Source organism: Actinomadura rugatobispora (assembly GCF_055379765.1).
In genome coordinates this window covers 6697706-6720036 of record NZ_AP029191.1, presented here as the reverse complement: position 1 = coordinate 6720036, position 22331 = coordinate 6697706, and the positions used below count along the sequence as shown (strand labels likewise).

17 protein-coding genes are annotated in these 22331 nt (G+C 72.9%); 8 read left to right on the top strand and 9 right to left on the bottom strand.

Annotated features, from left to right (window positions below):
* The first annotated feature begins 148 nt into the window (after positions 1–148).
* Positions 149–1633 carry an adenylyl-sulfate kinase gene (gene cysC, locus ACZ466_RS30015; RefSeq protein WP_378293451.1) on the top strand — a complete coding sequence of 495 codons (1485 nt, stop codon included), beginning with the start codon at positions 149–151 and terminating at the stop codon, positions 1631–1633.
* A gap of 99 nt (positions 1634–1732) precedes the next feature.
* Positions 1733–2755, top strand: coding sequence for a sulfite exporter TauE/SafE family protein (locus ACZ466_RS30010; protein ID WP_378293453.1), 1023 nt, complete (start codon positions 1733–1735; stop codon positions 2753–2755).
* On the opposite strand, the gene ACZ466_RS30005 is transcribed toward ACZ466_RS30010, so the two are convergent.
* The 3 genes from ACZ466_RS30005 to ACZ466_RS29995 are packed head-to-tail and all read right to left on the bottom strand — an operon-like array spanning position 2641 to position 6787.
* Positions 2641–4014, bottom strand: a complete 1374-nt coding sequence (locus tag ACZ466_RS30005; protein ID WP_378293455.1) for a lipopolysaccharide biosynthesis protein — start codon at positions 4012–4014, stop codon at positions 2641–2643. The genes ACZ466_RS30010 and ACZ466_RS30005 overlap by 115 nt on opposite strands.
* The gene (locus ACZ466_RS30000) at positions 4011–5621 is read right to left on the bottom strand and encodes a hypothetical protein (RefSeq protein ID WP_464041747.1); all 1611 of its coding nucleotides are present in this window, start codon (positions 5619–5621) and stop codon (positions 4011–4013) included. The genes ACZ466_RS30005 and ACZ466_RS30000 overlap by 4 nt, the downstream gene beginning before the upstream one ends.
* Positions 5618–6787 (bottom strand): glycosyltransferase family 4 protein, encoded by a 1170-nt coding sequence (locus ACZ466_RS29995; RefSeq protein WP_378278752.1) that lies wholly within the window; start codon positions 6785–6787, stop codon positions 5618–5620. Before ACZ466_RS29995 ends, ACZ466_RS30000 begins: the two co-directional genes overlap by 4 nt.
* Positions 6788–6958: 171 nt before the next feature.
* Between ACZ466_RS29995 and ACZ466_RS29990 the strand changes: the two genes are divergently transcribed.
* Complete coding sequence (locus ACZ466_RS29990; RefSeq protein ID WP_378278754.1) at positions 6959–8092, top strand: DUF1972 domain-containing protein; 1134 nt, start codon at positions 6959–6961, stop codon at positions 8090–8092.
* Positions 8093–8160: 68 nt separating this feature from the next.
* Here ACZ466_RS29990 and ACZ466_RS29985 read toward each other — a convergent pair whose 3' ends face one another.
* Both ACZ466_RS29985 and ACZ466_RS29980 read right to left on the bottom strand, forming a co-directional pair.
* Positions 8161–9789, bottom strand: a complete 1629-nt coding sequence (locus tag ACZ466_RS29985; protein ID WP_378278756.1) for a PQQ-binding-like beta-propeller repeat protein — start codon at positions 9787–9789, stop codon at positions 8161–8163.
* A 216-nt stretch (positions 9790–10005) separates the two neighbouring features.
* A complete protein-coding gene (locus ACZ466_RS29980; RefSeq protein WP_378278758.1) occupies positions 10006–13266 on the bottom strand; it encodes a LamG-like jellyroll fold domain-containing protein in 3261 nt (1086 codons plus the stop codon).
* A gap of 168 nt (positions 13267–13434) precedes the next feature.
* On the opposite strand from ACZ466_RS29980, the gene ACZ466_RS29975 reads away from it, so the two are divergent.
* The 4 genes from ACZ466_RS29975 to ACZ466_RS29960 all read left to right on the top strand — a co-directional run bounded on the left by ACZ466_RS29975 (position 13435) and on the right by ACZ466_RS29960 (position 17967).
* Positions 13435–14025: a hypothetical protein gene (locus tag ACZ466_RS29975; protein ID WP_378278760.1), complete on the top strand. Its 591-nt coding sequence runs from the start codon at positions 13435–13437 to the stop codon at positions 14023–14025.
* Positions 14026–14059: 34 nt separating this feature from the next.
* Positions 14060–15874: a right-handed parallel beta-helix repeat-containing protein gene (locus tag ACZ466_RS29970; RefSeq protein ID WP_378278762.1), complete on the top strand. Its 1815-nt coding sequence runs from the start codon at positions 14060–14062 to the stop codon at positions 15872–15874.
* A gap of 147 nt (positions 15875–16021) precedes the next feature.
* On the top strand, positions 16022–17374 hold the full coding sequence (locus ACZ466_RS29965) for an O-antigen ligase family protein (protein ID WP_378278764.1): 1353 nt from the start codon (positions 16022–16024) through the stop codon (positions 17372–17374).
* A gap of 5 nt (positions 17375–17379) precedes the next feature.
* Positions 17380–17967 carry a dTDP-4-dehydrorhamnose 3,5-epimerase family protein gene (locus ACZ466_RS29960; protein ID WP_378278765.1) on the top strand — a complete coding sequence of 196 codons (588 nt, stop codon included), beginning with the start codon at positions 17380–17382 and terminating at the stop codon, positions 17965–17967.
* On the opposite strand, the gene ACZ466_RS29955 is transcribed toward ACZ466_RS29960, so the two are convergent.
* Entirely contained in the window at positions 17949–18578 is a 630-nt protein-coding gene (locus ACZ466_RS29955) for a TetR/AcrR family transcriptional regulator (RefSeq protein WP_378278767.1), read from the bottom strand. The genes ACZ466_RS29960 and ACZ466_RS29955 overlap by 19 nt on opposite strands.
* A 78-nt stretch (positions 18579–18656) precedes the next feature.
* Between ACZ466_RS29955 and ACZ466_RS29950 the strand changes: the two genes are divergently transcribed.
* Positions 18657–19424: an SDR family oxidoreductase gene (locus tag ACZ466_RS29950; protein ID WP_378278769.1), complete on the top strand. Its 768-nt coding sequence runs from the start codon at positions 18657–18659 to the stop codon at positions 19422–19424.
* Here the strand turns inward: ACZ466_RS29950 and rfbD are convergent, their stop codons facing one another.
* From rfbD to ACZ466_RS29935, 3 genes are read right to left on the bottom strand one after another with little or no spacing between them, the layout of a single operon-like run.
* Positions 19425–20267 (bottom strand): dTDP-4-dehydrorhamnose reductase, encoded by an 843-nt coding sequence (rfbD, locus tag ACZ466_RS29945; protein WP_378278771.1) that lies wholly within the window; start codon positions 20265–20267, stop codon positions 19425–19427. It abuts the gene before it with no gap.
* The gene (gene rfbB / locus ACZ466_RS29940) at positions 20264–21244 is read right to left on the bottom strand and encodes a dTDP-glucose 4,6-dehydratase (protein WP_378278773.1); all 981 of its coding nucleotides are present in this window, start codon (positions 21242–21244) and stop codon (positions 20264–20266) included. Before rfbB ends, rfbD begins: the two co-directional genes overlap by 4 nt.
* Positions 21241–22308, bottom strand: a complete 1068-nt coding sequence (locus ACZ466_RS29935) for a glucose-1-phosphate thymidylyltransferase (RefSeq protein ID WP_378278775.1) — start codon at positions 22306–22308, stop codon at positions 21241–21243. Before ACZ466_RS29935 ends, rfbB begins: the two co-directional genes overlap by 4 nt.
* Positions 22309–22331 lie beyond the last annotated feature (23 nt).

Below are 22331 nucleotides of genomic sequence, written 5' to 3'. Positions count from 1 at the left end.
GCACCACCCCGAGACCGGCTCCGGCCCTGTTCTGAACCGTTCCGGCCCGTGCCGAGGTGCGAGCACCCGGCCGGGCTCGGTATTTTTCTGCGGAAACCCCTGTTGACCTGGACCAGCCCGGTTGCCCCGGGCAGGATCGGAGACCGCGGTGACCGCCGACGCCGGCCTACCCGACACGCTGCGCGACCTGCCCGCATGGAGCCCGGACGCGATCGAGCTCGCGGATCTGGAGCTGCTGCTGGCGGGCGTGTACCGCCCGCTGGCCGGGTTCCTCGGCTCGTTCGACACCGCGATGGTGATCGCGGGCGGGCGGCTTGCGGACGGCACGCCGTGGCCGGTCCCGGTCACGCTGTCGGTGCCCAAGGAGTTCACCGCGCACGAGCGGGTCGTCCTGCAGGACCCGGAGGGCGTGCCGCTGGCCGTCCTGGACGTCGCCGAGGCCTGGCAGGAGCCGACCTCCCAGGGCTGGCGGCTCGCGGGGACCCTCGAAGCCCTGCGCGCGCCCGCGCACGGACCGTTCCACCGGCTGCGCCGTCGTCCCGACGAGATCCGGCCGCACGAGGGCGCGGTGCTGGCCGTCGCGACCCGCGAGCCGCTGCACCGCAAGCAGCTGGGCCAGCTGCGGCAGGTCGCCGAGCGGCTCGACGCCCGGGTGCTGATCCTGCCGCTGCTGGGCGGCCGGCACGACGAGGCGCTGGTGCGGGCGCTGCTGGCGGTCCGCAAGGAGCTGCCGGAGGGCACCGAGGTGGTCCCCGTCCCGCTGCCGCCGCGCGGCGACGGCGCCGAGGACGCCGGCCGGCGCGACCTGCTGCTGCGCTCCCACGTCGCCGCCGCCTACGGCGCCACCCATCTGCTGGCCGAGGAGGCCGCCGAGGGCACGGCGATCCCCGTCGCGGTGCCCGAGCCGTGGGCCTACGACGCCGACGTGGAGGTGTGGCGCCCGGTCGCCCGGATCGAGCCCGACCACGTGCAGGCCGAGCTGACCGCCGACCGGCTCGGCGAGCTGCTGGACGCCGGCGAGCCGGTCCCCGACTGGTTCACCCCGCCCGCGGTGGCCGCCGAACTGGCGGTGGCCCGCCCGCCCAAGCACGAGCGCGGCCTCACGGTCTTCTTCACCGGCCTGTCCGGCTCCGGCAAGTCCACGGTGGCGCGGGGCCTGGCGGACGCGCTGATCGAGCGCGGCGGCCGCAGCGTGTCGCTGCTGGACGGCGATGTGGTGCGGCGGCTGCTGTCGGCCGGGCTGACCTTCTCCAAGGCCGACCGCGACCTCAACATCCGCCGGATCGGGTTCGTCGCCACCGAGGTCACCCGGCACGGCGGGGTGGCCATCTGCGCGCCGATCGCCCCGTACGCGGCGACCCGCGCCGAGGTGCGGCGGATGGTGTCGGCGGCGGGCGACTTCGTGCTGGTCCATGTCGCGACGCCGCTGGAGGAGTGCGAGCGGCGCGACCGCAAGGGCCTGTACGCCAAGGCGCGGGCGGGGATCATCCCGGAGTTCACCGGCATCTCCGACCCGTACGAGGAGCCCGGCGACGCCGATCTGGTGCTGGACACATCGCGGCTGGCGCCGGACGAGGCCGTGGCGCAGGTGCTGGACCTGCTGATCGCGGGCGGCTGGGTCCGCGGCGGCTGACGGCGCGCGCCGCCGGGCTTCGCCACCCCCCTCCCGTACGTCCCGTTCGTTCCACCGCGTACCCTGGCTACCGAATTTTTCCGAGTAACCCGGTAGGTCATGGCGTTGGACTTCGATTGGACGATGGCGCTCGGCTCGTTCCTGGTCGCGATCATCGTCGGGCTGACGGGCATGGGCGGCGGCGCGCTGATGACGCCGATGCTGGTGACGTTCTTCGGGGTCAGCCCGCTGGCCGCGGTCTCCAGCGACCTGGTCGCCGCCGCGGTGATGAAGCCCGTCGGCAGCGCCGTCCACTACCGCCAGGGCACCATCAACATGAAGCTGGTGGGCTGGCTGTGCGTGGGCTCGGTGCCCGCCGCGTTCTGCGGGGTGCTGCTGGCCCGGGCGCTGGGCGAGGGCGAGGACGTCCAGAACGTCATCGAGAAGGCCATGGGCGTGGCGCTGCTGCTGGCCGCCACGGGCCTGGTCGTCCGGGGCTACCAGGCGCTGAAGGACCACGCGGCGCGGCACACCGGGGACGACCGGCGGACGGTGGCGCGCGGCGAGCCGGCCGCCACCGACACCCCCGAGATCACCATCAGGCCGGTGCCGACCGTGCTGGTCGGGCTGGTCGGCGGGCTGGTGGTCGGGGTGACCTCGGTGGGCTCCGGCTCACTGATCATCGTGGCACTGCTGGCCCTGTACCCGGCGCTGAAGGCCAACCAGCTGGTCGGGACGGACCTGCTCCAGGCGGTGCCGCTGGTGTTCGCCGCCGCGCTCGGGCACCTGCTGTTCGGCGACTTCCGCATGGAGGTCACCGCGGCGCTGCTGGTCGGCTCGATCCCCGGGGTCTACATCGGGTCGAAGATCTCCTCGCGGGCGCCGGGCGGGCTGATCCGGCGGATCCTGGCGTTCGTGCTGGTGGCGACGGCGCTGAAGATGTTCGGGTTCGGCCCGGTGACGCTGGCGTGGACGCTGGTGGCCCTGGCCGTGGCCGCCGCCGTCGCCTGGATGCTGCTGCGGCGCCGTCACGGCCTCCCGGCCATACCGCTCTCCGAGACCCCGGCCGCGTCCGCGACCGGGCCATCCGGCGCGCTCGGCGGGGACGATCCCGCCCGCGAGTCGGCCCCGCACAACAACTGACCGGAACCGGAGCCGGGGCCGGGGTCGGGGGCGGGGTCGCCGCGGCGCAGCATCCGCCACAGCAGCGCCGCCGAGACCAGGCCGCCGATGCCCAGGCAGTACGGCGCCAGCGCCGCGTTGCCCTCGTCCAGCGCCAGCAGGACGGTCAGCACCGCCAGCCCGGTGAGGGCCTCGGCGCCGCGGATCGCGAAGACCGTCCGGGACCGCTTGCGGGCCGTGGCCAGGCTCGCCAGCGGCAGCGTGCAGGCGAAGCAGACCGCGTAGATGCCCCAGCCGAACAGCGCCGTCCCGTCCACCTCGAACGAGCCCCCGGTGACCACCGGGCCCAGCGGGGCGGCCAGCAGGATCCCCGCCGCGCTCATCACCAGCGCGACCCCCGCCATCAGCCCGCAGGCCCGCACCGCCTGGACGGCCCGCATCGGCCGGCCCTCGCGCTCGGCCTTGGCGAAGTCGCCCAGCAGGAACCAGCCCGCGCCGTTCACGAAGGTCAGCGCCGGGGCCAGCAGCAGCCGGGCCGCCTCGATCCCCGCCAGCGCGGCGGTGGAGGCGAAACCGGCGATCAGGATCCGGGCGGCCAGCAGCGCGCTCGGCCGGATCGCCGCCTGGATGGACCGCCACCAGGCGAACCCCAGGATCTCGCGCAGCGCGGTACCGCGCAGCGGGGCGGCCCCGAACTCCTCGCCCGGCAGCCGCAGCGCCGCCAGGATCACCGACGCGGCGCAGCCCACGCACATCGCGGCCAGCAGCAGCTCCAGCGAGGCGTCCGCGCCCAGCGCCAGCGCGCCGCCCAGCGTGCCGAGGGTCACCACCAGATAGGAGCAGTCGTTGGCGGCCAGCCGCCAGAACTCCATCCGCGCGGTGAAGATCCGGCGCAGCGTCTCGTTCAGCAGCCACGCCCCCACCAGCAGCGCGAACAGGGCGATCCCGGCGGGCCCGGCCAGCCCCATCGCGACCGCCACCACCGCACCCACCACGGCGCCCGCCGCGACCGTTCCGGCGACCGACAGCAGCAGCGCCCCGCGCACCCGCGGCTCGAACCGGTCGTAGACGGTGAGGGTGTCGCCGACGAAACTGGTCTGCACCGCCGTGATCATCACGAGCACGGCGACCAGCAGCGCGTACGCGCCGTAGCCGTGCGCGCCCAGGCTGCGCGCGGCCAGCGCCTGCACCACCAGGCTGCCGCCGGCGGTGACGAACTGCACGGTCACCGCGCCGCCCGCCGAGGACAGCAGCCTCTTCAGGGCGCCGCCGGGATTCACCTATCGAGGTCGTAGCGCATCAGGGAGGACGAGCCGTTCTTGCCGTTCTTGCCCTTCTCGGCCTCCTTGCTGACGTCCTTGAGGATGGACGCGGCGTCCTTGCCCTTGGAGATGACCCCGTCCTCGGCGGTACGGGTCGGGTCGCCGCCGAGGTCGAGGCCCTCGCCCCACAGCTCGACGGGCACGTCCTTGGACGGCCGCTCCTGGTCCTGCCCGGAGCCGGAGCCCTTGGCGTGGGAGCCGCCCTTGGCGCGCGTCCCCTTGGACCGCGGCGGGGCGCCGTTGCCCGCGACCGGGCGGCCGGTCGACGCCGGCGACGACCCGTTGGCGGCCGAGCGCCCCTGCGACCGGGACACCCCGCCGGGCCTGGAGCCGTTGGCCGGGCGCGTCCCGTTGGCCTCGGTGCGGTCGAGCAGCGACTCGGCCCGGTCCAGCAGCGACTCGGTGGAGGACTGCGACGACGGCGGCGACGACGGGGCCGCGGGCGGCACCGACGGCGGCGGAGGGGGCCCGGCGGTGCCGTGCGTGTCCTCGGCCGACCACACGTGCCCGGGGCGCTCCACGGCCGGATCGGGGGGCACGTCGCGGCCGGCCCGGCGCGCGCCGCGTCCACCGCCGCCGGACGGACGGCCCCGCTCGCCCGAGCGGTTGCGCCGCGGCGGGCTCGCCGGACGGGGCAGCTCGGCACGGGCGACCGGCGGCTCCACCTCCATCCGGAGGTCGCCGTCGCCCTGCGGCCCCGGCGGCAGCTCGCCGAGCCCGCCGCCACCGCCGCCCGGCGGCACGCCGGGACCGGCGGGCGCGGGCGCCGGGGCGAACCGGCGCCGGCCCGGCCCGGCGGCCCGCAGGAACGACACCACGCACGCCAGGATCACCCCGATCGCGGCGCCGATGGCGGCGTTGCGCGGCAGTTGGTTGGGCGAGGCGGCGGCCGGGTCGGCGGTGTCGACGAACTGCACGCCGTCGTTGGCGTTGGCGCGCGCCGACAGCACGCCGCTCTCCTGCGACTGGAGCTTGGCCAGGTTGGTGGTCATCAACCGGTAGGCGCGGCTGCCGGCCGTGGTCAGCTCCATCTGGTCGGTGATCTTCTTCATCGCGGCCTGCAGGTTGGCCAGCTGCTTGTCCAGGCGCTCGGTGTTGGTGCTGACCGTCACCTCCTGGTACGCCTGCACCACCGCGTTGGCGGCCATCGCCGCCTCCCGCATGTCGCCGCCGGTGGCCGTCACGATCACCACGCCGCCGTCGGGCTTGCTGGAGGTCTGCACGCGGCCGCGCAGCGCCTCCCCCGACATCGCCGGGCCGCCCTTCTCCTTGACGATCGCGGCGGCGCGGGCCAGCACCGGCGTCGACCCGGCGAACGCGGCCCGCTGCGCGGTGTAGGTGGCGTAGCCCTGCCCCGACACCACGCCCATGCGCAGCACGTTGTTGTTGTTGGTCGGGTCGGTGACCGCGAACCTGGCGGTGGCCTGCACGCTGCTGAACATCATCTGGGTGGCCCCGGCCGAGGCCACGACGGCCACCAGGACGATGAGGAGCGACATCAGCCGGAAGCGCCAGACGGCCTCGACGAGGCTGATCTCCGGCGTGGCGGGGGTCTGTGCTGTCATCGGGTGCTCGAAGTCCTCACGGGGGCGGCATCGGGGTCGGTGAGCGCGCGGACGGCCTCCCGCAGCTCCCGATGGTAACGGTCCTTTCCGAACCGCCGGGCGGCGTCCTCGCGGGCGCGCTCGGCCATCGCCAGGGCGCCGTCCCAGTCGTCCAGCAGACGGGCCAGGCCGTCGGCCAGCGCGGCCGGGTCGTCGGGGGTGACCAGCACGCCGTTCTCGCCGTCGGCGACGATCTCGGTCAGTCCCTGCGTGGCCGCGGCGACCACCGGCCGGCCGGCCAGCATCGCCTCGACCGCGACGTTACCGAACGGTTCGACCCGGGAGGGCACGATCGCCACGTCCGCCTCGGCGAAGGAGTCCCACACCGAGGACCGGAACCCGGCCAGCACCACGCCGCCGTCCCGCAGGGCGTCGCCGGCGAGCTCCCGCAGCTCCTCCTCGAACCACTCGTAGCCCGGGAAGACGCTGCCGACGAGCGTCAGCGTCGCATCGTACCCGCGCTCGCGCAGCAGCCCGGCCGCCTTCACGGCGACGTCGGAGCCCTTGCGCGGCGACAGCCGCCCGACCAGCGCGATCCGCACCGGCCCGGTCAGCTCCGAGCGCGGCTCGGTGACCGCGGGCGGCTCGTCGACCCCGTTGTAGACGATCTGCCCGCGCCGCCCGGCCCGGCCCAGCGCCGCGGCGCTGGCCCTGCTGTTGACCACGACGGTGCGGGCCAGCCGCAGCGGCGCGCTCAGCGCCGCCCGCACCGGCCCGGGCACGCCGTCCTCGGCCTCGTGCACGTGGCACAGCGCAGGGACGCGGGCGAGCCTGCCCGCGATCAGCCACACCGGAATCGTGACGGTGTTCACGTACAGCGCCTCGGCCCCGGTGCGGCGCAGCAGCCGCCGCATGGCCGGCAGGGCCCGCAGCGCCGCCGCCGCCAGCCGCACCAGGCCGAACGGCGACATGTACGCCTTCCGCAGCACCGGCACCGGAAGAATCTCGATCTCGGCCCCCGCGTCCCGCAGCGCCTGCGAGAGCGGGCCGTCGTCCGGCAGTGTCACCACCACCCTGCGGGCCGGCACCAGCGCCCGGACCGACTCCACCAGCATCCTGTCGGAGCCGTAGAGGTCGGGCGAAGGGTGCGCGAGCACCACCACCGGCCTCGGGTCTCGGTCGCCCAACTTCCCCCTCCTTCTGGCGATCCAGGCCCCCTGGATACCAGTTTCGCGCCATGCTCAGATTAACTCTGCTTTACCGTCAAGACGTCTGACACCGGCTTCGGTTAGCGGCGGCGACGAAAAAATACGGAATGGTATGCGAAGAGGAGGCGGAGGGTCACGGTGCGCATCGCCATGATTGGGACCCGGGGAGTGCCCGCGCGCTACGGCGGCTTCGAGACCGCGATCGACGAGATCGGCAGGCGGCTCGTGGAGGCCGGGCACGAGGTCACGGTGTACTGCCGCGGGGAACGGCATCCCGAGCGGGAGTATCTGGGGATGCGGCTGGTGCACCTGCCCGCGGTCCGGAGCAAGGTGGCCGAGACCCTGAGCCACACAGGTCTGTCGGTGACGCACGCCGCCTGGCGGCGCGTCACCCGCCGCGGCCCGGACGTGGCGCTGGTGTTCAACGCCGCGAACGCGCCGCTGCTGCCGGTGCTGCGGGCCATGCGCATCCCGGTGGCCACGCACGTCGACGGCCTGGAGTGGAAGCGCACCAAGTGGAGCGGGACGGGCCGCCGCTACTACCGCAGCGCCGAGAGCCTGGCGGTGCGCTGGTCGGACGCCCTGATCGCCGACGCCCGCGGCATCCAGGACTACTACACCGAGCGGTTCGGCGCCGACTCGGTCTTCATCGCCTACGGCGCCCCGATCCTGGCCGAGACCGACACCGCCAAGCTCGCCGAGGCCGGCTACAAGCCCGGCGAGTACCACCTGGTGGTGGCCCGGTTCGAGCCGGAGAACCACGTCCACCTGGCCGTCGAGGGCTACCGGCGCAGCGAGGCGACCCGCCCCCTGGTCGTGGTGGGCTCGGCGCCGTACGCCGACGAGTACACCAAGCAGGTGCAGGAGCTGGCGGGCGACGACCCGCGCATCCGCTTCCTGGGCGGCGTGTGGGACCAGGACCTCCTGGACGCCCTCTACGCGGGCGCGCTGACCTACCTGCACGGCCACTCGGTCGGCGGCACCAACCCCTCCCTGCTGCGCGCCATGGGCGCCGGGGCCTCGGTCGTCGCCTACGACGTCAACTTCAACCGCGAGGTCCTGGGCGAGGAGGCGGGCCGCTTCTTCGGCGACGCCGAGTCGCTGGCGTACCAGGTCGAGGTGGCCGAGGCCGACCCGGGCGCCGCCGCCGACCGCGGCACCGCCGCCCGCAAGCGGGCCGCCGAACGCTACGTGTGGGACGACGTCGCCACCGCCTACGAACGCCTCTGCGAGGACCTGAAGGCCCGCAGGCTCACCCGGAAGACCATCCGCCGGAAGACCTGACCACAACTGGACGGGAACGGGGAGGGCCCCGGTGATCGAGATCACCGGGGCCCTCGCGTCGTTCGGCATCACACGGAGTTGGAGGCGGCGCTGGTGATCGTCACGCCGAAGGGGTCCTTCACGCGGATGCGGTAGGTGTGCTTGCCCGCGGGGGCGGTGGTGTCGGTGAAGGTGGCGTTCGGCATGGTCCAGAAGTTGGAGTCGCGCTTGACCGTGCCGATCGGGGTGGTGCCGTTGTCCCGGAGGATCTCGTAGGTCAGGTTCTTGTTGTCCATGTCCCAGGTGGTCTTCCAGGAGATGGTCGTCTGCTTGGTGACGGCGTTCCTGGTGGCCTTGGGGGTGCCGAGGTCGGCCTTGATCGGGCCGGACTTGTTCGGCGCGACGTCCTTCACGCCGAACCGGACGAGGCCCTGCTGGTTGACGCCGTTGACGCGGGGGAACTCGCCGCCCATCGCGATGTACTGCGAGGTGCCGGTGACGGCCCAGGCGGCCTGGTACTGCTTGGTGAACGAGCCCATGGCCAGGGTCGGGTACCACTGCAGCAGCGACGGGATCGGCTGGTTGCGGTAGTTGCTGTTGGAGCCGGGGGCGGCCTTGTCCTTGCCGGTGGCGTAGCTGGTCTCGGCGAGGGCCCGGTGCCAGGTCTGCGGGGTGGTCTCGGGGAAGGCGCCCAGCGAGGAGCAGTCGTGGGCGTGCGAGACGCTGTAGATGGACTGGCCCTGGGCGAAGATGCCGTAGCTGGCGCCGTAGCAGTTGTCGAGCCAGACGAGCTCGCCGGTCTCGGCCTTGGCGGCGAAGCGGCCGTCGAACCAGTGGAAGCCCTCGCCGTTGGCGGTGCCGTACACGTTCTCGCCGGACACGGTCAGGTCGGTCACGTAGGAGAACTTGTCGCCCTGGCGGGTGGGGATCGGGCGGCTGCTCCAGGGGGCCAGCGCGCCGGTGGAGCCGTTGACGGCGCCGATGCCGACCTTGGCGGTGCCGTTCAGCTTCTGGAACTTGCCGCCGACCAGGACCCGGGAGCCGCTGATGGCCATCGCCATGACCTCGTCGTCGTCGGCGGTGGGCCGCCACTCGCTGAGCGCGCCGTCGGTCGCGCGGACGGAGGCCAGGCGGGTGCGGGACTTGCCGTTGACGTTGAAGAAGTTGCCGCCGATGAAGACCCAGTTGTTGGTGGCGGCGATGGCGCGGACCTTGTTGGACACCTTGGGAGCGAACCCGGCGACGAGCTTGCCGGTGGCGGTGTCGAACGCGGCGATGCGGCTGCGGGGCTGCCCGTCGACCTGGGTGAACTCGCCGCCGACGTACACCCGCTTGCCGTCGGGCGAGCGCACGATGCGCAGGCCCTGGCCGTTCAGCGAGTGGTTGAAGGTGGTGATGAGGTTCCCGGTCCTGATGTCGAAGGCCAGGATGTTGTTCCGGGTGACCTCCTTGGCGTTGCCGGCCGCGGTGCCCGGCGGGCGCGCCTTGGTGAAGTTCCCGGTCGCGTACACGGTGTTGCCCACCGTGGTCATGCTCCACACGACACCGTTGACCTGCCACGTCGGCAGCGCGTCGGCGCTGACGGTGGGCGGCGTCCCCTGCGGAGGCGCGGTGTCGGCGCCGGCGGGCACGACGGACGCGCCGATGAGTGCGGCGGACGCGGTCACGGCCAGCAGGCCGTTCCGTCCGGTCCGGCGCGGAAGCACTAGAGCTCTCACGAATCGGTTCCCCTGCTCATAAGCCTCCTGTGACCACAACGGCCACACTGGCCCGGAGATACTAATGCCTCGACCCATACCGCCCGCTGGCACCTTATGAAATCGTGACCGGTTCCGGAAACGTCCGGCGGTGTCGTTCTAGGTCAGCATGCTCTTTCCCGCAGGTGAAAAGAAAGCGCCCCGGGGATGACAACCCCGGGGCGCCTTCGCGCGTCGTCAATCGCCGGTTCGGGTCGCCAGGAAATCGTCGACCGAGATCACGAAGGGCGCGTTGGTGGCATTGCCCGCCAGGTAGGTGCGCAGGCCGACGCTGCCCGCGGCCTGCAGGCCCGCGGTGTCGTCGGTGCCGGTGAGCTGCCAGTCGGGTTCGGCGGCGCCGTCGGCCCACACCTTGGCCTTCAGGGTGGTGGGCGAGGTGCCGGTGACCTGCATGCGCAGCCGCAGCGCCTGGCCGGGCGCGTAGGTGAGCCCGGCGACGGTCTGCTCGGCGACGACGGCCGTCTCGACCTGGGCGGCGTCGGTGCGGCTGAGCTGGAGCGAGACCACGCCCGAGGGCCGGAACCGGATCCTGGCCCGGTACTCCCCCGCGCCGCTGACGCGCCGGCCGAGCGTCCAGAAGTAGACGCCGTTGCCGGTGCCCTCCTTGTCGCCGGCCACCTTGACGGTCACGTCGCTGCCGGTGGTGCTGACGTCGTTGAGGTACCCGCCGCCGCTGTTGGTGGTGGCGGGCAGCTGGACGCGGCCCGCGCCGCCGGAGACCGACAGGGCGCCGGCGTTGCCGAGGCCGGTCCAGGCGCCTCCGGTGTCGGCCGTGCCGAACCCGGACGCCACGGTGCGGCCGAACGCGTCGGACGCGAGGGTCTGCGAGGCGACCGTGACGGCATGGGTGACCTGGCCGGTCGCGCCGTCGTCGTCGGTGACGGTCAGCTTCACCGTGTACTCGCCGGCGGCGGCGTAGGTGTGCGAGGGGGTGGCGCCGGTGCCGGTCGAGCCGTCGCCGAAGTCCCAGGCGTGGCCCGCGACCGTCCCGTCGGCGTCGGACGACCCGGACGCGTCGAACGTGCACGCCAGCTGGTCGCACGCGGAGGTGAACGCGGCCGTGGGCGGCTGGTTGGGGGCGGTCGTGCCCGTTCCCACGCCGTGGTGCTCGGTGACCTCGGCGGCGCTGAGGGCGCGCGGGTAGACCGCGACCTCGTCCAGGGTGCCGTTGAGGTAGTCGCTGGTCGGCTTGTCCGGCCAGCCGCCGATGGCGTCGCCGCCGACGCGCCAGTAGCCGGTGTGGCCGCTGGCGCTCGTGGCGCTCGCGTCGGCCGCGACCTGCTGGCCGTCCACGTACAGCTTCAGGCCCGCGCCGGAGTCGAGGGTGCCGACGACGTGGTGCCACTGCCCGTCGTTGAGGCCGGTGCCGCTCCGGATCGTCTTGGCCGAGCCCGGGTAGACGCCGAAGACGACCCGGCCGTCGTTGGTCAGGTAGAGGTGGCGGTCGTAGGTGTTGCTGTTGCCGCTGTTGCGGTTGCCGTACCCGATGATCTTGCCGCCGGTGGTGCTGGTCGTCTTCACCCACGCCTCGACGCTGAGGTTCCCCGGGGTGGGCGCGGCGCCGCTGCTGGAGGTGCCGCTGGAGGTGCCGCTGAACCGCACCGCCTTGTCGGCGTCGCCGCTGATGGCGCCGGCCTGCCCGCGGGTGACGCCCGAGGCGAGGGTGAGGTCGTTGGCGCCGGCGTTGTCGTACGCGACGCCGCTGCTCTCACCGAGGCGCCAGTACGCGTCGGCGCCGTCCCCGGTGACGACCCCGCTGTACGGCCCGGACGTCCCGGCGCCGGGCGAGGCCGCGTTGGACGAGGCGCTGGTCACGGCGTTGCCGAAGGCGTCCTTCACCCGCACCTTGTAGGTGTGCGAGCTGCCGGGCTGCGCCGTGGTGTCGAACAGCGCGACCGTCGGCTGCCGCCAGAACGTGGACGCCTTCTGCGCGGTCCCGACGGGCTCGCCCGTGCCGTCGCGGAGCAGCTCGTAGGTGAGGTGCTCGTTGTCCTGGTCCCAGGTCGTCGTCAGCCGGACACGGACCTTGCCCCCGGGCACCGCCTGTGCCGTGGGCGTGCCCAGGTCGCCCTGCTCCGGACCCACCTGGTTGGGCGCCTTGTCCTTGACGGCGAACCGCACCAGGCCCTGCTGGTTGACGCCGTTGACCCGGGGGAACTCTCCGCCCATGGCGATGTAGTCGGCGTTGCCGGTGACGGCCCAGGCGGCCTGGTTCTGCCCGGTGAACGTGCCCATGGCCAGGGTCGGGAACCACTGCAGCAGGCTGGGGATGGGCTGGCCGTTGTAGTTGCTGCCCGCCCCCGGGGCCGCCTTGTCGGTCCCGGTCGGGTACGCGGTCTCCGCGAGCGCGCGGTGCCAGGTCTGCGGGCTGGTCTCGGGGAAGGCGCCCAGCGAGGAGCAGTCGTGCGCGTGCGAGACGCTGTAGACCGACTGCGCTTGGGCGAAGATGCCGTAGCTGGCGCCGTAGCAGTTGTCGAGCCACACCAGGTCGCCGGTCTCGGCCTTGGCGGCGAACCGGCCGTCGAACCAGTGCCACCCCTCGCCGTTGGCCGACGCGAACACGGTGTCGCCGGAGACGTGCAGGTCGGTGACGTAGGAGTAGTTGCTGCCCGACTTGGTCGGGATCGGGCGGCTGCTCCACGGCGCCAGCGCCCCCGACGAGGCGTCGATCGCGCCGATGCCGACCTTGGCGGTGGCGTTGAGCTGCTGGAACCGTCCGCCGACCAGCACCCGCGCGTTGCCGGGCGCCATCGCCATGGCGAAGACCTCGTCGTCGTCGGCGGTCGGCCGCCACGTGTTGATGTTGGCGCCGTCGGAGGCCCGCACCGCCGCCAGACGGGTGCGGGACGAGCCGTTGACGTTGAAGAAGTTCCCGCCGAAGTACACCGTCGAGTCGGTCGCGGCGATGCCCCGGACCTTGTTGGACACCGTCGGCTTGAAGTTCGGATCGAGCGCGCCGGTGGCGGTGGCGAACGCGGCGATCCGGCTGCGCGGCTGCCCGTCCACCTCGGTGAACTCGCCGCCCACGTACACCCGGTCACCGCTGGGGGACGCGACGACGCGCAGCCCCTGCCCGTTCAGCTCGTGGTCGAACGAGGTGACCAGGTCGCCGGTGGTGACGTCGAAGGCCAGGAGGTTCTTCCGGTCGACCTCCTGCGCGCTGCCGGCGGCGGTGCCCGGCGGGCGCGCCTTGGTGAAGTTGCCGGTCGCGTACACGGTGTTCCCGACCGTGGCCATGCTCCACACGACGCCGTTCACCTGCCAGGTCGGCAGCGGGTCGGCGCTCACGGTCGGCGGTGTGCCCGGCTGGGGCGCGGTGTCGGCCGCCGCCGGTCCGGCCGGTACCGCCGTCACTCCGAGCAGCGCCGTGCAGAGCGCGGTGACGGTCGCGGCGGCGGCCCGGCGAACGGGCGCGCGTGTGAAGGCGAGAACTCTCAACGTGCGATTCCCCCGACAAAAAGAGGCAACTGGTGAAACAAAACGCGATCAACGGGTTGAAGCGAAGATTAACCGACGCACTGTCTAAACTTGGTGGCCACTACCGGCGCGCGCGGTTCCCGCTGCCAGAGGCGCCGGCTCCCCCACCACGATCGAGGAGATATCCGCATGCCCCATCCGGGATCGCGCCCGTCCACGCTCACGCGTTCGGCGGGCCGCGGAACGGCGCTCGCGCTGGCGTTCGCGCTCGCGCTCACGGGCTGCTCGGGCGACGACAAGAAGGCGTCCGGGCCCAAGCCGCCGCCGCCCAGCGAGCAGCCGGAGGCGGAGGCGACCAGCGCGCCCGGGGCCCAGGCGTTCAGCGCCATGACGGGCCTGCGCAAGCCGGTGACCTACGACGACAAGGTGTCGGTCGCGATCACCGACATCAAGTACGTGAAGAACAAGAAGCTGGGGCCGGGCGAGATCACCGGCAAGACCCTCACCATCTTCACGCTGCGCTTCACCAACGGGTCCGGGCAGGCGCTCGACCTCAACAAGGTGCGGGTGGTGGCCCAGTACGGCAAGACCCGCGCCCAGGCGAGCCCGACATCTTACGCAAATCTCAACGACTTCTATGGCACGGTCGCGGCCGGCAGGCAGCGTTCGGCCTCCTACGCCTTCGACCTGCCCACCGCGGGGTACGGTTCGGTCGTGCTCAACGTCGCCTTCAGCGACAAGCACAAGACGGCGGTCTTCGCGGGTTCGCTCAAGCAATAGCGGTCCATGCAGCATCGGGGATAGGGAGCACCGCATGCCGTCACGAACGTCGCGCCGCACACTGGCCGCCGGCCTGGCGCTGCCGGCGGTCGCCGCCATGAGCCTGGTGGCCTGGCAACTGCCTCGGGGCGACGGGGAGGGGAAGCCCTCACCGGCGAGTGCGATGGGCCCGGCCGGGGCGGTCACCGTGGGCGCCGCCGCTTACAAGGTGCCCGGCGATGCCGTGGTCGTGTCCCCGTCCGGGGACGACGCGGCGCCCGGCACCGCCGCGCAGCCGCTGCGCACGGTCGCCAGGGCCATCGCCAAGTCGAGCAGCGGCAGCACGATCGTGCTGCGCGGGGGGACCTACCACGAGTCGGTGACCGTCCCGGCGAGCAAGCGGCTCACCCTCCAGGCGCACCCCGGCGAGGCCGTCTGGTTCGACGGGAGCGAGCCCGTCGAGGGGTGGCGGTCGCAGGGCGGCGCCTGGGTGAAGGACGGCTGGACGGCCAGGTTCGACTCCAGCCCCACCTACACCGCCGGGGCGCCCGCCAGCCGCGACCGGGACTTCCAGTTCGTCGACCCCGCGCACCCGATGGCCGCCCACCCCGACCAGGTCTGGATCGACGACGTCGCGCAGCGCCAGGTCGCCTCCCGTGCCCAGCTCCAGGCGAACACCTTCTATGTCGACGAGGCCGCCCGCAGGCTCTACCTCGGCTCCGACCCGAGCGGCCGGAAGGTGCGCGCCAGCACCCTGGACGAGGCCATCACGCTGCGCGGCGGCGGCTCGGCGCTGCGCGGCATCGGGGTGCGCCGCTACGCCACCTCGCTCCCCCAGCTCGGCAGCGTGAAGGTCGTCGGCGCGGACGTGACGCTGGAGAACGTGGCCGTCACCGACTCGGCCACCACCGGGCTCAGCGTGGTGGGGCCGCGCGCCACCGTCCGGCGCTTCACCGCGACCCGTAACGGCATGCTGGGCATCCACGGCAATCACGCCGACCGGCTGCGGATCGAGCTGGTCCGCGCCCACCGCAACAACCTCGAACGCTTCAAGCCGGCCCCGGTCTCCGGCGGCATCAAGATCACCCGGTCCCGGACGGTCGCGATCACCGGCAGCGTGCTGGCCGACAACCTCGGCAAGGGCGTGTGGCTGGACGAGTCCGTGCACGACGCGACCGTGACCGGCAACCGGATCGTCCAGAACACCAGCCACGGGATCGTGCTGGAGCTGAGCGCCAAGGCGGTCGTCGCGGGCAACCTGGTCCGCGGCAACGGCGGCGACGGCCTCCGGCTCAACGACACCTCGGACGTGGCGGTCTGGAACAACACGCTGACCGGAAACGGCCGCACCGTCCACCTCGTCCAGGACCTGCGCCGCCCCGACCAGCCCGGCACCCCCGGCCGCGACCCGCGCCGCCCCTTCCCCGACCCCGGCATGACGTGGCGGCTCGGCCAGATCACGCTCCGCAACAACGTCCTGGCCGACCCCCGCCCCGGCGCACCGTGCCTGCTGTGCGTCGAGGACCACTCGCACGAGCGCTCGGCCAGGGCGATGGACATCACCGCGAACGGCAACGTGTACGTTCGCTCCTCGCCCGGCTCGCCGCAGCGCCTGGTCCTGTGGTCACGTGGCGAGGGCGAGGCGGCCGCCTTCACCTCCCTCGCCGAGTTCCGGGCCGCGACCGGCCAGGAGCAGCGCGGCCTGGCCTATGACACCGACCACACGGTCGCCCCGGACGGCACCCTGGACCGCCCGACCGCCACGGCCGCCAACGCCAACGCCCTCCCCCTCCCCGCCGCAATCGCCACCAAGCTGGGCAAACCTTCAGGAACCCGCCACACAGGAGCCTGGCACCTCAAGACCGACTAATCTCTCCAGGGGTTCACCCCTTACCAGCCCCGCAACGACCGCAACGGCGACCGCGAAAAACTGTCCGGCCCGTAGCGGAGCGCCAGCGGAGTGGAGGGACGGGCGGGGGGCGTGGGGGGTCGCCCCCCACAATGAAAAGAGGTTTTCATGCTGCCGCGGCTGACGATCCTTCCGCGATGGCGTCCGCCTGTGGCGTCGGCCGGGTGGTGGGCCGTCGTGCTGCCGCTGGCGTTGATGCTGGCCAGCGACTACAAGCTGCGCAGCCGCGACGTCGACCAGGCCGTGGGCGGCAGCGCCGACCTCACCGTGCTGGTGGAGATCGCCGTGTACGGGTTCGCCGCGCTCTACCTCTACTACCGGTTCGGGCTGCGGCCCCCGACGCGGCCGACCACGGGGCTGCTGCTGGCGGCGTGGGCGTTCGCCGTGTACTGGGCGATGTCGGCGCTGTGGTCGCCGTTCATTTCGCTGGGGATCGTGCGCGGCGTGCAGTTGCTCATCACCATGTGCGTGGCGTACACGCTCGCGACGCGGGCCGAGCCGCGGGACCTGCACCGGCTGGCGCACGCCTTCATCGCGCTGGTGCTGGCGTCGGTGGCGATCGGCGTCGCGCATCCGTTCCCGCGCACCTCGCGCACCGAGGACCGCTTCAACTGGCTGTTCGTGCACCCGGTCACGGCGGGCGTCTATCTGGCGGTGGCGATCCTGCTGACCGTCAGCTACCTGATCCGCCGGGAGACGCCGCAGCACCGCCTGTGGCATCCGGTCGTGTACCTCGGGGCGCTGGCCGTCCTGTCCGGGGCGCTGATCGCCACCGGTACGCGCGGTGCCGCGGCCGGGTGCGCGGCGGGCATGCTGGCGCTGCTGGCCACGTCCCGCGGCCCCAAGGGGCGGGTGGACGTGGCCGTGCTGGGCATCGCCGTGGCGACGGTGGCGACGCTGGCGTTCTCCGACAAGATCCTCGCGTTCGTGGCGCGCGGTGAGACGGCCGAGAAGCTGGCCTCCCTGAACTCCCGCACGGAGCTGTGGACGCTGGCGATGCAGGCGTACCGGCAGGAGCCCATCTTCGGGCACGGGCTGGGGGCGTCCCGGGGCCTGTTCCTGGACGACATCGGCCTCGGCGGCGGGCACAACGCGTTCATCAACGCGATGGTCGACAACGGCGCGGTCGGCGCCGTGGTGTTCTGCTCGCTGCTGCTGACGCTCGGTTTCGTCGGGTTGCTGATGGCCCGGCACCGCTCGCTGCGCACGGACGCGGGCCTGCTGCTGGGCATCCTGGTGTTCTTCCTGGTGAACAGCATCACCACCGAGTATCTGGCGGCGCCCGCCAACGTCTCGGGGATCTGGCTGCTGCTCCTGGTCGCCTGGATGGAGGTGCTGCGCCGCCAGGGCGGCGATCCGGTGCCGTCGGACGCGCTCGGCGGCGGCGCGACCGCCGATGAGGACGGCGAGTTCCGGCCAGCCGGCGCCGGTCCCGAGCCCACGGATCGGGTCGTAGGCTAGCGCGCGTGGATCCCCTGACCATCGAAGGCGCCTACGCCTTCACACCCAGCGTGCACGGAGACGACCGAGGCTCGTTCCACGAGTGGTTCCGCCCGGACCTGCGGGACCTGACCGGCCATTCCTTCGGGGTGGCGCAGGCGAACTGCTCGGTGTCGGGCGCGGGGGCGCTGCGGGGCGTCCACTTCGCGGACGTGCCGCCGGGGCAGGCGAAGTACATCACGTGCGTGCGCGGCGCGATCCTGGACGTGGTGGTCGACATCCGCGTCGGGTCACCGACGTTCGGGCAGCACGAGGCGGTCCGGCTGGACGCGGGCAACCGCCGCTGCCTGTACATCGCCGAGGGCCTCGGGCACGCGTTCATGGCGCTGTCCGACGACACGATGGTCATCTACCTGTGCTCGACGCCGTACGCGCCCGAGCGCGAGCACGGGGTGCATCCGCTCGACCCGGACCTGGGGATCGTGTGGCCGGAGGGCGTCGAGCCCGTCCTGTCGGCCAAGGACGCGGCCGCGCCGTCGCTGGCGGAGGCGCAGAAGGCGGGCCTGCTGCCGGACTACCGCGAGTGCCTGGACTTCTACCGCCGCTCGTCCTGAGCCGGGGTGTTCTCCGGCGGCCAGACCCTGATGACGGCGGCGGCGACCGCCTCCAGTTCGGCCCGGGTGGCGCCGTCTCGGGCCTGCTGTGACAGGCCCTGGAGGACGGCCCCGCTGAGCTGGGCGAGCATGCGGGGGTCGGTGCCGGCGGGGAGGACGCCCGCGTCGACGTCGTCGGCGATCCTGCGTTCGAGGACGCGGACGTTGGCGTTGCGCAGGTCGCGCAGGTGCCGTTCGACCTCGGCGGACGCGGGTGTGCAGTTGGTGGCGGCGCTGATGATGAGGCAGCCGCGGGGGCGCGAGGGGTTGGTGTACTCGGCGGCGGCCGTCATCAGGATCCGCTCGACCGCGGCCCGCGCGGTGGGCTCGGCGGCGAGCGCGGGGGTCACGATGTCGCCGGGTCCGCCGCGGTAGGCGGTGACGACCTGCTCGAACAGCGCCCTCTTGTCGCCGAACGCGGCGTAGAGGCTGGGCGCGCCGATGCCCATGGCGCGGGTCAGGTCGGCGACCGAGGTCGCGTCGTAGCCGTGCTCCCAGAAGAGCCGGGTCGCCTGTTCCAGGGCCGCCTCCCGGTCGAAGGACCGGGGGCGGCCGCGCCTTTGCGATGCCATGCCCCGAATTTTATAACGCTCGCTAGTCAATGTGTTAGGGTCGATTTCTATAGCGAACACTAAAGAAAGGTGCGGCCGATGGGCGTGCTGGCGGGCAGGACGGCACTGGTGACCGGGGCGAGCCGCGGGATCGGGCGGGCGATCGCGCTGCGGCTGGCGGCCGACGGCGCCCGCGTGGGCGTGCACTACGGCACGAACCGGGACGCCGCCGTGCAGACCGTGGCGGCGATCGAGGAACGCGGCGGCGGGGCGTTCGCCCTCGGCACCGAGCTGGGCGTCCCCGGCGACGCACGGGCCCTGTGGGCCGCCTTCGACGAGCACGCCCCCGGCGGCCTGGACATCCTCGTCAACAACGCCGCGACGGGTCTCTACGGCCGCATAGGCGAGATCGGCGAGGACGACTTCGACCGCGCGTTCGCCGTCAACGCCAAGGCGCCGTTCTTCATCGTCCAGCAGGGCCTGGAACGGCTCCGCGACGGCGGCCGGATCATCAACGTCTCCTCCGGGGTGACCCGGATCGCCTCGCCCTCGACCATCGCCTACTCGATGACCAAGGGCGCCCTGGAGGTGCTGACCCACACCCTCGCGCAGGAGCTCGGCACGCGCGGGATCACCGTCAACACCGTCTCCCCCGGCATCGTCGACACCGAGATCAACACCTGGCTGGCCGACCCCGCCGCCCGGGCCGCCGCCGCCGGCTACTCCGCGTTCGACCGGCTCGGCGAGCCCGGCGACATCGCCGACGTGGTGGCGTTCCTGGCCGCCCCGGACGCCCGCTGGGTGACCGGGCAGAACATCGACGCCACCGGCGGCTCGTTCCTCGGGGCCGTCCTGCCCACCGGCTGATCAGGGGCGCAGCGACGGCCAGGCGGCGTGCAGGGCGTCCCGCCAGTCCCGCATCGGCTTCAGGCCGGCCTCGGCCCAGCGGTCGTGGCCCAGCACGCTGTAGGCGGGACGCGGCGCCGGACGCGTGAACTCGGCGCTGGTCACCGGCCGCACCCGGTCCGGGTCCAGGCCGAGCAGCGTGAAGATCTCGCGGGCCAGGCCGTACCAGGTGGTCCGGCCCGCGGCCGTGCCGTGGTAGACGCCGGGCGGGGCGCCGGAACCGGCCAGCGCGATGATCCGGTCGGCCAGGTCGCCGGTCCAGGTGGGCTGGCCGATCTGGTCGTCGACGACGCTCACCGTGTCGCGCTCGGCGGCCAGGCGCGTCATCGTCCGGACGAAGTTCGGGCCGTGCGCGCCGTACAACCACGCGGTCCGCACGATGAAGCAGGGGCCGCCCGCCCCGGCCGCGGCGCGCTCGCCCGCGAGCTTGGTACGGCCGTAGGCGTTGACCGGCGACGTCGGGGCGTCCTCGGGGTACGGGCGGTCGCCGCGCCCGTCGAAGACGTAGTCGGTGGAGATCTGGACGAGCGTCGCGCCCGCCTCGGCGCACGCCGCGGCCAGCGTCCCCACCGCCGTGCCGTTGACGGCCAGCGCGGCGCCCTCGTCGGTCTCGGCGGCGTCGACGGCCGTCCAGGCGGCGCAGTTGACGACCGTGGCGGGGCGATGGCGGCGCAGCGCGGCGCGCACCGCCGCCGGGTCGCACAGGTCCAGGCCGGCGCGGGTCAGGGCCACCGCGTCGCCGCCCAGGCGCGCCGCCAGGTCGGTGCCGAGCATCCCGCCGGCACCGGTGATCAGCCAGGTCACCGCGCGTCCTCGGCCCGCTTCTTGAGCGGCTCCCACCAGGCGCGGTTGTCCTCGTACCAGCGGACCGTCTCCGCCAGCCCCTCCTCGAACCCGATCAAGGGCGCGTAGCCGAGCGAGCGCAGCTTGGCGTCGTTGAGGGAGTAGCGGCGGTCGTGGCCCTTGCGGTCGGGCACCCGCTCCACCCTGTCCCAGCCGGCCCCGACCGCGTCCAGGAGACGCTCGGTGAGCTGCAGGTTCGTCAGCTCGGCGGTCCCGGCGATGTGGTAGATCCCGCCGGGCTCGCCGGACTCGGCGACCAGCTGGATACCGCGGCAGTGGTCGGCCACGTGGATCCAGTCGCGGATGTTGCCGCCGTCGCCGTACAGCGGCACGGGCCGCCCGTCCATCAGGTTGGTCGCGAACAGCGGGATGACCTTCTCCGGGTACTGGTACGGCCCGTAGTTGTTGCCGCAGCGGGTGATGCTGACCGGCAGGCCGTGCGTGCGCGCGTACGAGCGGGCGATCATGTCGCCGCCCGCCTTGGCCGCCGCGTAGGGCGAGTTGGGCGCCAGCGGCGACGACTCGTCCCAGGAGCCGACGTCGATGCTGCCGTACACCTCGTCGGTGGACACCTGGACGACGCGGGGCGTCCCGGCCTCCAGGCAGGCCCGCATCAGCGCCTGCACGCCCTGCACGTTGGTGCGGACGAACTCGCCGGCGCTGGCGATCGACCGGTCCACGTGCGACTCCGCCGCGAAGTTGATCACCACCTCGTGGCCGGGCACCACGTGCGCGAGCAGCTCGTCGTTGCAGATGTCGCCGTGCACGAAGGCGAAACCGCCCTCGACCGGCTCCAGATTGGCCAGGTTGCCCGCGTACGTCAGCCGGTCGAGCACCGTGACCTCGGCGCCCCGCCAGGCCGGGTACGCGCCCGCCAGCAGCTCCCGCACGTAGTGCGACCCGATGAAACCGGCACCGCCGGTGACCAGGACCCTCATTTGCTGATCTGCACTTTGCTGTGGTCCCCCAGAACGAGACGGTGGGCCTTGGGCACGCGGGGCGCCGGGGTCACCTCGGCCTCCCGGCCGATCAGCGAGCACTCGATCCGGCCGACCCCGTCGATGGAGGCGCCGCGCAGCACGATCGAGTACTCGATCTCGCTGTCGATCACCGAGCAGTCCCGGTCGATCGAGGTGAACGGGCCGACATAGGAGTCGCGGACCACCGAGCCCGCCCCGACGATCACCGGCCCGACGACCCGGGAGCCCGACACCGACGCGCCCGGCTCCACCACGACCCGGCCGATCAGCTCGCTGGCCCCGTCCACGCTCCCCTCCACAGAAGGTTCGACGCTTTCCAGGACGAGCCGGTTGACCTCCAGCATGTCGGTCACGTTCCCGGTGTCCTTCCAGTAGCCGGAGATCATGGTGGACTCCACCCGGCGACCGGAGTCGATCAGTCCCTGCACCGCGTCGGTGATCTCCAGCTCGTTCCGCCAGGACGGCTTGAGCCCGGCGACCACCTCGTGCACGTCCGGGCCGAACAGGTAGACCCCGACCAGCGCCAGATCGCTCTTGGGCTTCTCCGGCTTCTCCTCCAGGCCGATCACCCGGCCCGAGCCGTCCAGCTCGGCGACGCCGAACGCGCGCGGGTCCGACACCCGGGTCAGCATGATCTGCGCCGCGGGCCGCTCCCGCCGGAACCGCGCCACCAGGTCGTTGATGCCGCCGACGATGAAGTTGTCGCCCAGGTACATGACGAAGTCGTCGCCGCCGAGGAAGTCGCGGGCGATCAGGACCGCGTGCGCCAGCCCCAGCGGGGCCTCCTGCGGCAGGTAGGTCACCTCCAGCCCGAACCGCGAGCCGTCCCCGACCGCGCGCCGGATCTCCTTGGCGGTGTCGCCGACGACGATGCCGACCTCGCGGATCCCGGCGTCCCGGATCGCCTCCAGGCCGTAGAACAGCACCGGCTTGTTGGCCACCGGCACCAGCTGCTTGGCCGAGGTGTGGGTGATGGGACGCAGCCGCGACCCGGCCCCGCCCGCCAGCACGAGCGCCTTCACGCAGTGTCTCCGATACGGCCGTT

Bases quoted from the DNA above. Each gene is read 5' to 3' on its own strand.
- ACZ466_RS29950 (WP_378278769.1), top strand. From the start codon at position 18,657: ATGGGCGTGCTGGCGGGCAGGACGGCACTGGTGACCGGGGCGAGCCGC.
- ACZ466_RS29975 (WP_378278760.1), top strand. From the start codon at position 13,435: ATGCCCCATCCGGGATCGCGCCCGTCCACGCTCACGCGTTCGGCGGGC.
- ACZ466_RS29955 (WP_378278767.1), bottom strand. From the start codon at position 18,578: ATGGCATCGCAAAGGCGCGGCCGCCCCCGGTCCTTCGACCGGGAGGCG.
- ACZ466_RS29970 (WP_378278762.1), top strand. From the start codon at position 14,060: ATGCCGTCACGAACGTCGCGCCGCACACTGGCCGCCGGCCTGGCGCTG.
- ACZ466_RS29990 (WP_378278754.1), top strand. From the start codon at position 6,959: ATGATTGGGACCCGGGGAGTGCCCGCGCGCTACGGCGGCTTCGAGACC.
- rfbB (WP_378278773.1), bottom strand. From the start codon at position 21,244: ATGAGGGTCCTGGTCACCGGCGGTGCCGGTTTCATCGGGTCGCACTAC.
- ACZ466_RS30000 (WP_464041747.1), bottom strand. From the start codon at position 5,621: ATGACAGCACAGACCCCCGCCACGCCGGAGATCAGCCTCGTCGAGGCC.
- ACZ466_RS30010 (WP_378293453.1), top strand. From the start codon at position 1,733: ATGGCGTTGGACTTCGATTGGACGATGGCGCTCGGCTCGTTCCTGGTC.
- ACZ466_RS29965 (WP_378278764.1), top strand. From the start codon at position 16,022: ATGCTGCCGCGGCTGACGATCCTTCCGCGATGGCGTCCGCCTGTGGCG.